The following is a 12,999-nucleotide window of genomic DNA, read 5'->3' on the forward strand; positions in this document are numbered from 1 at the left end:
GGGTGTCAAATTAAAAAGAATCCCCGGGGACTCTTACCCAACCTTCCATCAAAACCCGGGCACTGCGACTCATAATGGCTTTTTTCGCTGTCCACTCTCCGTTTTCCAGGGCAGCTTCTGCCCCAACACACAGGACTCCGGAGGGGTGTCCGAAACGAACCGTATCACGTTCACCGCCACCTGCAGCCAGGTTTACCAGTGTTCCGGGAATAGCGGCAGCAGTAGCGATGGCTACTGCCGCAGTTCCCATCATGGCGTGGTGAAGCTTGCCCATGGACAAGGCTCTTACCAACAGATCAATATCATCCGCTTTGATCTCTTTACCACTGGCTGCGGTATATGGAGTGGGCCTGGCGACAAAGGCAACCTTGGGAGTGTGCTGACGTTTTTCAGCTTCATCCACACGGTCAATGAGCCCCATCCGGACAGCACCATAAGCACGAATGGTTTCAAAACGTGCCAATGCCTCTTTGTCACCATTAAGGGCTTCCTGCAACTCAGCTCCGATATAACCCAGCTCCTGCGCATTCAGGAAAATGGTTGGAATACCTGCATTAATCAGCGTGGCTTTCAGCGTCCCACCCTCTATAACATGAGAGGGAACTTCCAGATCATCAATCAGGTTACCCGTTGGGAACATAACGCCATCACCATCGGCCGGATCAAGAAACTCCACCTGAACTTCTGCCGCCGGAAAGGTCACTCCATCCAGCTCAAAATCTCCAGTCTCCTGAACCACTCCGTCAGTGACAGGCACATGGGCAACGATGGTCTTTTTTATATTGGACTGCCAGATGCGCACCACAGAAACACCATTCTTTGGTACACGACTGGGGTCAATCAGACCTTTACTGATTGCAAAAGCACCGACAGCGGCAGTCAGGTTGCCACAGTTACCACTCCAGTCTATAAAAGGCTGATCAATGGAAACCTGGCCGAACAGATAATCCACATCATGATCAGGCTGGTGGCTTTTAGACAGAATGACGATTTTACTGGTGCTTGAAGTAGCTCCCCCCATTCCGTCAGTATGCTTTCCATAAGGATCAGGACTGCCAATCACCCGCAGCAACAGTTTGTCACGGACTTCACCGGGAGTCTGTGCCCGCTCAGGGAGGTCATCCAAACTGAAAAAGACTCCTTTACTGGTGCCACCCCGAATATAACTGGCTGGCACCTTGATCTGAGGCACATACGACATTCTTATTTGCCCTCCAGAAAGTCCTTGGCAAATCGCTGTAGTACACCACCAGCAGCGTATACAGAAACTTCTTCTTGTGTATCAAGGCGACAGGTCACAGTTACTTCCAAGGTTTCACCATTGGCACGATGAATCAGCAGCGTCAGATTCGCTCGTTGAGCAGGCTCACCCAGAACATCATAAGTTTCAGTGCCGTCCAGACCCAGAGTTTTACGGGTAGCGCCATCCTTGAATTCAAGTGGCAGTACCCCCATACCCACCAGGTTGGTCCTGTGGATACGCTCAAAGCCTTCAGCCACAATAGCTTCAACACCGGCAAGACGAACACCTTTCGCAGCCCAGTCACGGGATGACCCCTGGCCATAATCGGCACCCGCAATAATGATCAGTGGTTGCTTGCGATTCATGTAGGTTTCAATCGCTTCCCACATGCGGATTTCTTTACCTTCAGGCTCAATACGGGCAAGGGAACCCTGTTTCACCGAACCCTTGTCATCCAGACACATTTCGTTGAGCAGTTTCGGATTAGCAAAGGTCGCTCGCTGTGCGGTCAAATGATCACCACGGTGTGTGGCATAAGAGTTGAAATCTTCTTCAGGCAATCCCATTTTCGCCAGATATTCACCTGCCGCAGAACTCGCCAGAATGGCATTCGATGGTGACAGATGATCGGTAGTAATGTTGTCACCCAAAAGTGCCAGAGGACGCATACCTTTGAGAGTTCGCTCACCAGTAAGCGCTCCTTCCCAGTAAGGAGGACGACGGATATAGGTACTCATTGGACGCCAGTCGTAAAGCGGACTACTGGCTTCTTTTACCTTACCCAGATCAAACATAGGGATGTAAACTTCGTTAAACTGCTCTGGTTTCACACTTTCAGCAACGATCGCATCAATATCTTCATCACTTGGCCAGATATCTTTCAGAGTGATGACATTGCCGTCTTTATCTGTCCCGAGTGCATCTTTTTCTATATCAAAACGAACGGTACCGGCAATGGCATATGCCACTACCAGAGGCGGAGAAGCCAGAAAGGCTTGTTTGGCATAGGGGTGGATACGGCCGTCAAAGTTGCGGTTACCGGATAATACCGCTGTAGAGTAGAGGTCGCGATCAATCAATTCTTTCTGGATGTTCGGGTCCAGGGCACCACTCATACCGTTACAGGTCGTACAGGCGTAGGCGACAATCCCAAAGCCCAGTTTCTCCAGCTCAGGCAATAAACCAGACGCTTCCAGATAGAGTCTGGCAACCTTGGAGCCTGGTGCAAAAGAGGATTTAACCCAGGGCTTGCGCACCAGACCCAGTTCATTTGCCTTTCTGGCAACAAGGCCCGCAGCGACAACATTGCGAGGGTTGCTGGTATTGGTACAGCTGGTGATGGCAGCAATGATCACTGCACCATCGGGCAGAAGACCGGCTTTTTCTTCGGCCTGAGCTTTTTCCAGATCTACAGCAATGCCACGCTTAGCCAGCTCAGAGGTGGGCAGACGACGATGAGGATTTGATGGCCCCGCCATATTACGAACAACAGTGGACAAGTCAAACCTGAGTACACGCTCGTATTCGGCAGTTTTCAAATCATCAGCCCAGAGCCCGGTTGTCCTGGCATAATTTTCAACCAGTGCCACCTGCTCCGGCTCACGCCCTGTAAGCTTTAAATAGTCGATGGTTTGCTCATCGATGTAAAACATGCTCGCAGAAGCACCAAACTCCGGTGTCATGTTGGAGATAGTGGCACGGTCACCAATAGTCAGATCCGCAGCACCTTCACCAAAGAACTCGAGGTAAGAAGAAACAACACGCTCATTACGCAGGAACTCTGTTATGGCCAGAACAATATCGGTTGCGGTAATACCGGGCTGACGCTTGCCTGACAGCTCGACACCAATAATCTCTGGAAGACGCATCATGGAAGGACGCCCCAGCATAACCGTTTCAGCTTCCAGCCCACCAACACCCATTGCAATAACACCCAAAGCATCGACATGAGGCGTATGGCTGTCTGTACCCACACAGGTGTCCGGATAAGCGACACCATCGCGGGCCTGAATCACCGGAGACATTTTCTCCAGATTGATCTGGTGCATGATGCCGTTACCCGCCGGGATAACATCAACATTTTTAAAGGCCGTTTTGGTCCACTCAATAAAATGAAAGCGATCCTCATTACGTCGATCTTCAATAGCACGGTTCTTTTCAAAAGCGTGCGGATCATAGCCTCCGAACTCTACAGCAAGAGAGTGATCAACAATCAACTGCGTGGGAACCACCGGATTAACCTCGGCAGGATCACCTCCCTGTTCGGCAATCGCATCACGGAGGCCAGCCAGATCAACCAGAGCCGTCTGGCCGAGAATGTCATGACACACGACACGGGCAGGATACCAGGGAAAATCAAGCTCACGTTTACGTTCTACGATTTGCTTCAGGGCATTCGTCAGGGTTTCGGGGTCACAGCGACGAACGAGCTGCTCAGCCAGAACCCGGGAAGTATATGGCAGAGTTGCGTAGGCACCAGACTGGATCGCTTCGACGGCTGCGCGAGTATCGAAATAATCCAACTGAGTGCCCGGTAATGGTTTGCGATGTGCAATGTTCATAACTTCAGGCCTTCTTTTTTATATACGATCTTCGATCGCAACCCACTCAGCACTTTCCGGACCGGTGTAGTCCGCAGAAGGACGAATAATACGATTATTGGCTCGCTGCTCCATAACATGTGCCGCCCAGCCAGAAACCCGTGAACAAACAAAGATCGGTGTAAACAGCTTGGTTGGAATACCCATGAAGTGATAAGCAGAAGCGTGAAAGAAGTCGGCGTTACAGAACAATTTCTTCTCGCGCCACATGACCGCTTCAACACGCTCGGAAACAGCGTACAGGTGCTCATCGCCAACCTGCTGAGACAATTTCCTGGACCACTCTTTAATAATGGCGTTACGAGGATCAGACTCACGGTAAATCGCGTGACCAAAGCCCATAATCTTATCCTTGCGAGCCAGCATGGCCATAATGTTCTGTTCCGCTTCATCGGCAGAGCGCCAGTTCTCAATCATAGCCATAGCGGCTTCGTTAGCACCGCCATGCAGAGGTCCACGCAAAGAACCAATTGCAGCCGTTACACAGCTGTGAACGTCAGAAAGTGTGGAAGCACAGACACGGCCGGTGAAGGTAGAAGCATTAAATTCATGCTCGGCATACAGAATCAGGGAAGCGTGCATTACCTGAACATGCAGAGGCTCTGGCTTACAGTCATGCAAAGTCCACAGAAACTGTTCAGCAATGGAGTCTGCTTCGGTATCTACACTAATACGAATGCCTCTATGACTGTAGTTGTACCAATAATTGATCATGCCCGGAAAGATGGCCAGCATACGATCGATGTGATCCAGCTGTTGGGAAAAACCATGCTCAGTCTCCAGATTACCCAACATTGAACAACCGGTTCGCATAACGTCCATTGGGTGCGCACCCGCAGGGATCTGCTCCAGCACCATCTTCAGGGCATCAGGCAGTGAACGCATACCTTTCAGACGGGTTTTGTAGGCTTCCAGCTCAGTCTGATTGGGCAGCTTGCCATAAAGCAGCAGATAAGCCACTTCTTCAAACTGTGCCTTGTCAGCCAGTTCCTTGATGTCATAACCGCGATAAGTCAGACCAGAGCCGGTTTTACCAACGGTGCAGAGTGCAGTTTCCCCAGCAGACTGACCACGCAGGCCAGCACCACTGAGTTTCTTATTGGAAAGCGTCTTTTCTGCCATGATCGTTCTCCGTTCTTCTTATTAAATAAGTGTCATGATTAAGGGTTCAGAAACTCTTTGGTCTTAACCAGTCGCTCACGCTCCTGAAATGTCATCATGCCATTGGCAATGGCACCGCTGTTGCCGTCACGCTTGATGACTTCAAGCACTTCACGCATAGCAGTCACTGCAGCTCGCTGCAGATCAGAAGGAATGATGATCAGTTGATAACCCATTGCTTTCAGATCTTCTGTGGGTACCAGCGGTGTCTTGCCGCTGTAAAACATATTGATCAGTTTCGGGCCAGGTGCCTGTCTTGCGATCTCTTCAATCTGCTTAATAGTCTGGGGCGCTTCGACGAACAACATATCCGCCCCCGCTTCAAAGTAGGCCTTGGCCCGTTCGATTGCATCATCAAAGCCGGTTACCGCAATAGCATCTGTTCGCGCTATGACAGTGACATTACCGGCATACTTGGCAGCAATGGAAACTTTCTTGCACATCTCTTCAGTGGACACCAGAGACTTGCCATCCAGATGCCCGCAACGCTTTGGAAATTCCTGATCTTCCAGGTGAAAGCCACATACTCCGGCGCTTTTGAAAAGTTCTACGGTGCGCCTGACATTAACTTCGTTACCGAAACCAGTATCCGCATCGGCAATTACAGGAAGTGAAGTAGCTTCACAGATTTGACGAACACGATCGACCACTTCAGTCAGCGTCAGCAGACCAATATCGGGGACACCTGTGCTTCGTGCTATCGCACCACCACTTCCATACAGTGCAGAAAAGCCCGCTTCTTCACCCAGACGAGCAGAGATACCGTCGTATACACCAGGTGCGGTAACAATGCCCTCTTTAGCAATAAGTCGACCAAGGGCGTTGTTTTTATCACTCATTTCAAGTCCTCTATTTATCCAGAAAAAGATTTCGCTCCCTGGAGCAAAGGTTATGTCATTCAGCCATGCTGGTGATTGGAGTCAATGAATTGTTCAATTTCTTTTCTGGCCCGGGCAATATGGCGACGCATCAACATTTCGGCGAGCTCACCATCACGGTCTTTCAGAGCCCTGAAGATCATCTGATGCTCAGTCAACGCTTCTTCAGGACGAGCAGTACGACCTGAAGTTTTCCGGTACATTTGAATCAGATGATAGAGCTCATCGCAGAGCGAGCGGATCAGCCTCTGGTTACAGGATCCGTGGATCACGCGGTAATGAAAATCCAGATCGCCTTCCTGATCAATGTATGACTGACCACTGTGCTCATAAATATGGCTGGCGTGTGTTTTAAGCAGGAATTCGAGATCCAGCAGTTGCTGATCGGACATATGTTTCGCTGCCAATCGAGCCGCCATTCCCTCAAGCGCTTCCCGAACGGCAAAAATTTCTGATAATTCATTCTGGTTAAGCGTGACTACCCTGGCACCTACATGGGGAGCACGAACAACGAGACCAGCACCTTCAAGTTTCAGGAGAGCCTCTCGAAGAGGACCACGCCCGACTCCGTACTTTCTTGAAAGCTCTGGCTCTGAGATTCGGCTGCCCTGACTTAAACGACCCGAAGTAATATCTCCGATCAGCAGGCCCACCACCTCTTGCGCCTGAGTCTCAATACGAACCGGATCCTTGTTTGAGAACTTTTCTGGCATAAGAACTGTTTACAATATTCTTTTTTACAACCATTTATACATTAGAAATGCTTCGGAATATAGATTATTGTTAACAATCTGAGAATTAGCAAAATTTTTGCACGATATATTGCTTTCAACTGAATAAAGATTAACTTCTTAGAGCCTGACCGGTCTTTGAAAACAATACTCCTGAACAATAAAACACCAGAAAAGTCCGTAGCGCCAACAATACTCTGAAGGTAAAATGCGCGTCTGATCTAACCCGGGATTTTTATGCCTTTTATGAAAGAGCTATTCATCGTTGAACTGGACTACCTGAGTGACTCCAGCCCTTATTTCGAGCCTTTTATCAAGCAAGCCTGGGCATGTTATCTGGACAGCTGTTCGTCCTCTTCCATAAAAGAACAACACAATCGCTATGACATCATCACGGCTGATCCTTGGGCCGTCGTCACCGTAGACAGCTACTACCGCATAAAGACCACCAATCGTCTATCCGGTGAAATTCGGGTTGAGAGCGATCGGTCACCTTTCAAGATACTGGATGATCTACTCGCAACCATGTCGGAAGTAGAGCATCCTGATTTACCCTTTACGGGTGGCGCCCTCGGATTTTGGGGCTACGAACTCTGCGGCTTGAGTGAGCCAGAAAAGATTCAGTCACGACAGCTAGAAGCGCCTTTAATGAGCGTGGGTCTCTACCATTGGGCCATTATTTGCGACCACCACCAACAAAAAACCGTCTTTTTCAGCCACCCTGATATGCCAGACAATAACCGGGAAAGCATTCTTGCTCGCATCCATAACAAAGCAGGTCTCGAGGATTCAACGCCATTCCAGTTGCAGGAAAATTTTTCTACTACCATCAGCGAATCAGAGTATGAATCCGCCTTCAACAAAGTAAAGGATTACATACTTGCAGGAGATACCTATGAAGTGAATCTGACTCAGGAATTCACCAGTCGATACCATGGAGACTGCTGGCAGGCATACAAACATCTCAGGAAAGTGAGTCCGGCGCCCTATTCTGCTTACCTGTCCCATCTCGATGTTGTTGTCCTGAGTCACTCGCCAGAGCGATTTATAAAAGTGACAGATTCCAAAGTAGAAACTCACCCCATAAAGGGTACAAGGCCCCGGGGTGAAACACCTGAAGAAGATCTCGCCCATGCTCAAGAATTATTGGCCAGCGAAAAAGATCGCTCTGAGAATCTGATGATTGTTGACCTCTTGAGAAACGATCTCGGTAAAGTCTGCAAACCCGGAAGCATAAACGTTCCCAGACTGTTTGAACTGGAAAGTTATGCCAATGTTCATCATCTGGTCAGCACAGTGACCGGCGAACTGAGTGAGGAACACAGCATTCTCGAATTGATGGAAGGAGCCTTCCCGGGTGGCTCAGTCACCGGCGCCCCAAAAATCAGGTCCATGGAAATCATTCGTGAACTTGAAGCTGTCGCCAGAAACGTATACTGCGGCTCCATTGGCTATATTAGCTGTAACAACAAGATGGACACCAGCATTACCATCAGAACTCTGGTTGCGCAGAATCAAAGGCTTCGCTGCTGGGGTGGAGGTGCCATTGTTGCAGACTCAGACTGCCACCAGGAATATCAGGAATCCATAACCAAGGTAAAAAACCTGATGTCAGCTCTCGAGACTTTCTGTGAATAAATGACCACGGGCGAAGAAAAAACAGCGTTTTCATAATAAAATAAATCGCAAACTAGCCACAGGAGTCTCTTGATGAAAATCACCATGGTCAAAAAAATAATGGCGGACGGTAGCCCCTGCAAAAAATGCAGTGAAGTTCTGGAGCGACTTCAAAGCTCCGGTTACCTTGAAAAAATTGACCAGGTACTGATTGCCAAAGAAGGTGAAACTTCGAGCGAAGGTGCACTTCTGGCCGACCACTACCAGGTAGACAAGGCTCCGTTTTTTGTTGTTGAGGAAGACGGTCAGGAACCGAGAGTCTACACAGTTTACTTCAAGCTGGTGAAGGAAGTGCTGAATCGGCAGGCTGCGTGATGCAGCCGCCACTTCAAAAAAGAAAATAAAAGTCAGTGATCGGGCAGCTGAACACCAGAGAAAAGTTCATCTACCTCGGTTTTGTTGTGCCTTGAAATCGCTTCCTGCACAACTTCTTTCGTCAAGTGTGGCGCAAAATGCTGGATGAAGTCATACATAAATCCGCGCAGGAAGGTCCCTCTTCTGAAACCAATCTTAGTGACACTAGGTTCAAACAGGTGATCTGCATTCAGGGGAACCAGGTCAGAATCCAGCTCTGGGTCATAGGCCATCTTCGCAACAATCCCCACACCCAGCTTCAATCTCACGTAGGTTTTGATGACATCAGCATCGGTTGCCGTGAAGACAACTCTGGGCGACAAGCCTTCATTCATAAAGGCCTCGTCCAGCTTGGAGCGACCTGTAAAACCAAATACATAAGTCACCAAAGGATGTCGGGCAACATCCTGCAGTGTCAGTTCAGATATTTGTGCCAGTGGATGATCTCTAGGGACAAGCACACAGCGATTCCAGCGATAGCAGGGCATCATCACCAGATCGTTAAAGAGTTCGAGCGCTTCGGTCGCGATGGCAAAATCGACGACACCGTCAGCGGCCATCTCGGCAATCTGGATCGGAGCCCCCTGATGCATGTGCAGGGATACATCCGGATACTGGGAAATAAAATTATTGATGATGTCAGGCAGCGCGTAACGTGCCTGAGTATGAGTCGTAGCAATGGACAGAGAGCCTTTACGTTCATCACTGAACTCTTGTGCCACCTGTTTGATGCTTTCGACTTTCCTGAGAATTTCACCCGCAGTTTCTATAATTTTTTCACCAGCCGGGGTGATTCGGGTCAGATGTTTACCGCTGCGGGCAAACACCTCAACACCCAGTTCATCTTCAAGCAGGCGAATCTGTTTGCTGATACCGGGTTGCGAGGTATATAAACTCTGCGCTGTGGCGGATACATTGAGATCATGGTGAGCGACCTCCCAGATATAGCGCAGTTGTTGCAGCTTCATTGATGGCCTCCGGTCGAGCTAACGTCTACCCATAGCGTGAAAAAATACAAGCACTCTTAGTTCATAGCGGCATAAGAGAATATCATTTAATTACTTCCAAGAATACAAGCCGGTCGCTACAGTTACCAGCGAATCATGCAGCTTTAATCATGATTTCAAACATCGCCTGAGCTACTTATAACTTTAGACCATATTTTATGGACACATTGCTCTACATTTCAGCGGGTGCCAGCGTGGGCTTTGCCGTTGGCTTAACCGGCATAGGAGGCGGGTCACTAATGACTCCGCTACTCCTTTTATTTGGATTTCCGACTCACATAGCAATAGGTACGGACCTGTTGTATGCCGCCCTTACCAAAGTCAGCGGCGTCTGGGTTCATCATCGACAAAATAGTGTTAACTGGCGACTCGTCAAACTACTGTGTATGGGAAGTATCCCAGCGACTGTGGCTACTATATTCCTGTTGAAATATCTTTTCACCGGAAGCGATCATTATAGCCCGATACTTACTACCTGCCTTGGCTTTATGCTTACCTTGACAGCACTGGTGCTTATATTTAGCAACAAATTGAAAAAAATGCAGTTTTACAACACAAAAATGCTGTCTGGGAACAGACTGAAGTACTTTACCGTATTTATGGGGATGGTCCTGGGCGTTCTGGTCACCCTGTCATCTGTAGGAGCTGGGGCACTAGGTACAGCGATCCTTTTGCTGATATACCCTGCACTGGTTTCTGTGAGAGTAGTCGGCACTGAATTGGCACATGCTGTCCCCCTTACCCTCGTTGCCGGGATAGGTCATACCTTGCTGGGCAATGTTGATTTTAACCTTCTGGGAGCACTGATGATTGGTTCACTCCCAGCCATTTATGTGGGCACTAAAGTTGGCAAATACATGCCAGAGAACATAATGCGTATGATTCTGGCCGCCATTCTGCTGGTGCTAGGTATTCGCTACCTAATGTAAACCAGCAAGATTCCACAATGATAGCAACGACTTAAATTAAGCAAAATTATTATTCACAGGGTTGTAGCAGCCACAGTTCTTGATTAGAGTGAATCACCGTCGTTGATCTCTGCAAGCCCGACTTCTACATAACCGGGCGAGCAATCTAAGGCGCAAACCCGGAAGGGAGTAATAATTAAAGTTGAGAGCGAAACAAATGGCCGCATTACCGATTGAAAACCTGAACATTGAATCCCAGGACTTACTGGTCACTCCAGAGCAGCTGAAAAAGGAAATTCCCTTGAGCGAAGCTGCTGAGCGAACCGTTTCCGAAGGCCGTGAAGTTATTCGCAACATTCTTGATGGCAAGGATCATCGTCTTTTTGTTGTGGTAGGTCCCTGCTCTATCCATGATGTTGAGGCGGCCATGGATTATGCCGGACGTCTAAAGAAACTGGCAGATGAGCTTAGCGACACTCTCTATCTGGTCATGCGCGTCTATTTCGAAAAGCCACGTACCACTGTGGGCTGGAAAGGACTGATTAACGACCCACACCTCAATGACTCTTTCAAGATTGAAGAAGGTCTGCACATTGGCCGTCGCCTGCTGATGGATGTTGCTGAGCTTGGTATGCCTTCAGCCACCGAAGCTCTGGATCCTATCTCGCCACAATACCTGCAGGATCTGGTGTCCTGGTCTGCTATCGGTGCCCGTACCACTGAATCCCAGACCCACCGTGAAATGGCCAGTGGTTTGTCTTCGGCTGTGGGTTTCAAAAACGGTACAGATGGCGGCCTGGAAGTAGCGATCAACGCTCTGAACTCGGTATCCAATCCTCATCGTTTCCTGGGTATTGATGGCAATGGTCAGGTAGCTGTCACGCGTACCAAGGGGAACCAATATGGTCATATTGTTCTGCGCGGTGGTAACGGCAAGCCCAACTATGACTCTGTCAGCATGACTCTTTGCGAGCAGGAGCTTGAGAATGCCGGCATCAAGCCAAACGTTATGGTTGATTGCTCTCACGCTAACTCTAACAAGGACCCGGCGCTTCAACCTTTGGTCATGGAAAACGTGACCAATCAGATTATCGAAGGCAACAAATCTGTTGTGGGCCTCATGATAGAAAGCAACATTGGCTGGGGTGCCCAGAAAGTGCCCGAAAACCTTGAAGACCTGAAATACGGTGTATCGATTACTGATGCCTGCATTGACTGGGAAACTACAGAGAAAACCCTTCGTGATATGAAGGAGAAGCTGAAAAACATACTTCCTGCAAGAATTACAGAATAATTAACAGCATGACACGGTCAATTTATGACTGTGTCAGCGTCCTTTAAAACAAATCGAATTGATGTCCTTGTGCGGCCTCTTTAGTCCCGGATACATCCATCTCTTCTCTCAGACCAGATAACAGGTCCATTTGCGATTCTGGCACTTCTACACAAACTTCATTGAGAAAACTGGAAGAAATCAAGCGTTTTTTTGGCATATTACTGATTCTTCTAGCCAAGATAGCAGCACAAATCGGGCAAACTTCCGGCAGCAAGTGATTGGTCAGCACTTCATAGTGGTGCGCGCCGTGTAACACTTCTGTACACAGTGTGCGATCCGCGCGAGATTCAATATCAAGATTGGCTTCTACCAAGTGTGTACACCGGGAGCCGCAAGATTTGATGATCTTGGCTACGAAGAAATTTGACAGTATGGCTTGCTTATACCGTTTCACAGTTTTTTTATTTACTGGAACAACCAGAAACATCACAAAAAAGGCGCATTATGATATACGTTTATGGCCAACTGTTACACCCTAAAACCATCTTAGGTAAAAATACAGCAAAAGGCTCTGCTCTTTGGTTATGAACTCCGGTTAAAAAATCCAGAACCGAAATTGCTATCAAAGTGAATTGAAAGGCTTGTATTGTATCTTGTTGATAAACCAGATTTTGTTTCCCTCCGGCGTTCTGACCAATACTTCGTCGTCAACCTGCTTACCGATTAAAGCCCTGGCCATGGGTGAATTAACCGTTATGTGGCCCCGCTTGACGTCAATTTCATCAGACCCCACAATCCGGCATTGAAGCACATCCCCTTCCTCATTCTCGACCTCTACCCAGGCACCGAAAAAAGCCTTGCCTTCCTGCTCAGGTGAATAATCCACCACTTTGACAACATCAAGCCGCTGGGTGAGAAAGCGAATTCTTCGATCAATTTCTCTCAGCAGCCTTTTCCCTTCCTTATACTCAGCATTCTCACTTCGGTCACCCAATGCTGCTGCTTCAGAAACTGCCTGAGTCACTTTGGGTCTCTTATGCCGCCAGAGGTCATGCAGCTCTTCTTCAAGCTTGTCTTTGCCAGCTTGTGTAATAAGATTCGACTTCATTCAATGCCAATCCAGTGAAATCCAGCTTTTTTATAGAAAAAAATGAGTTAACCCAA

Annotated in this window: 12 protein-coding genes; 4 read left to right on the forward strand and 8 right to left on the reverse strand. The window is 48.5% G+C overall.

The window, feature by feature from the left end:
* Nucleotides 1-10: 10 nt before the first annotated feature.
* From prpF to P6910_RS12570, 5 genes are read right to left on the reverse strand one after another with little or no spacing between them, the layout of a single operon-like run.
* The gene (gene prpF / locus P6910_RS12550; RefSeq protein WP_317141640.1) at nt 11-1,201 is read right to left on the reverse strand and encodes a 2-methylaconitate cis-trans isomerase PrpF; all 1,191 of its coding nucleotides are present in this window, start codon (nt 1,199-1,201) and stop codon (nt 11-13) included.
* A gap of 2 nt (nt 1,202-1,203) precedes the next feature.
* Complete coding sequence (gene acnD / locus P6910_RS12555) at nt 1,204-3,804, reverse strand: Fe/S-dependent 2-methylisocitrate dehydratase AcnD (RefSeq protein WP_317141641.1); 2,601 nt, start codon at nt 3,802-3,804, stop codon at nt 1,204-1,206.
* A gap of 18 nt (nt 3,805-3,822) precedes the next feature.
* Entirely contained in the window at nt 3,823-4,965 is a 1,143-nt protein-coding gene (prpC, locus tag P6910_RS12560) for a 2-methylcitrate synthase (RefSeq protein ID WP_317141642.1), read from the reverse strand.
* Nucleotides 4,966-5,003: 38 nt separating this feature from the next.
* A complete protein-coding gene (locus P6910_RS12565; protein ID WP_317141643.1) occupies nt 5,004-5,843 on the reverse strand; it encodes an oxaloacetate decarboxylase in 840 nt (279 codons plus the stop codon).
* 59 nt (nt 5,844-5,902) lie between these two features.
* The gene (locus P6910_RS12570; RefSeq protein WP_317141644.1) at nt 5,903-6,595 is read right to left on the reverse strand and encodes a GntR family transcriptional regulator; all 693 of its coding nucleotides are present in this window, start codon (nt 6,593-6,595) and stop codon (nt 5,903-5,905) included.
* A 255-nt stretch (nt 6,596-6,850) separates the two neighbouring features.
* On the opposite strand from P6910_RS12570, the gene pabB reads away from it, so the two are divergent.
* Nucleotides 6,851-8,251: an aminodeoxychorismate synthase component I gene (gene pabB, locus P6910_RS12575; RefSeq protein WP_317141645.1), complete on the forward strand. Its 1,401-nt coding sequence runs from the start codon at nt 6,851-6,853 to the stop codon at nt 8,249-8,251.
* A 72-nt stretch (nt 8,252-8,323) separates the two neighbouring features.
* Entirely contained in the window at nt 8,324-8,605 is a 282-nt protein-coding gene (locus P6910_RS12580) for a hypothetical protein (RefSeq protein WP_317141646.1), read from the forward strand.
* A gap of 32 nt (nt 8,606-8,637) precedes the next feature.
* Here the strand turns inward: P6910_RS12580 and cysB are convergent, their stop codons facing one another.
* Nucleotides 8,638-9,612 carry an HTH-type transcriptional regulator CysB gene (gene cysB, locus P6910_RS12585; RefSeq protein ID WP_317141647.1) on the reverse strand — a complete coding sequence of 325 codons (975 nt, stop codon included), beginning with the start codon at nt 9,610-9,612 and terminating at the stop codon, nt 8,638-8,640.
* Between the two features lie 197 nt (nt 9,613-9,809).
* Between cysB and P6910_RS12590 the strand changes: the two genes are divergently transcribed.
* A complete protein-coding gene (locus P6910_RS12590) occupies nt 9,810-10,580 on the forward strand; it encodes a sulfite exporter TauE/SafE family protein (RefSeq protein WP_317141648.1) in 771 nt (256 codons plus the stop codon).
* 196 nt (nt 10,581-10,776) lie between these two features.
* Nucleotides 10,777-11,853 (forward strand): 3-deoxy-7-phosphoheptulonate synthase, encoded by a 1,077-nt coding sequence (locus P6910_RS12595; RefSeq protein WP_317141649.1) that lies wholly within the window; start codon nt 10,777-10,779, stop codon nt 11,851-11,853.
* A 43-nt stretch (nt 11,854-11,896) separates the two neighbouring features.
* Here the strand turns inward: P6910_RS12595 and P6910_RS12600 are convergent, their stop codons facing one another.
* Together P6910_RS12600 and greB are read right to left on the reverse strand one after the other, a co-directional pair.
* A complete protein-coding gene (locus P6910_RS12600; protein ID WP_317141650.1) occupies nt 11,897-12,208 on the reverse strand; it encodes a hypothetical protein in 312 nt (103 codons plus the stop codon).
* A 249-nt stretch (nt 12,209-12,457) separates the two neighbouring features.
* The gene (greB, locus tag P6910_RS12605; protein ID WP_317141651.1) at nt 12,458-12,943 is read right to left on the reverse strand and encodes a transcription elongation factor GreB; all 486 of its coding nucleotides are present in this window, start codon (nt 12,941-12,943) and stop codon (nt 12,458-12,460) included.
* Between the last annotated feature and the right edge of the window lie 56 nt (nt 12,944-12,999).

It is taken from the genome of Endozoicomonas sp. 8E (assembly GCF_032883915.1).
Lineage (GTDB): Bacteria > Pseudomonadota > Gammaproteobacteria > Pseudomonadales > Endozoicomonadaceae > Endozoicomonas_A.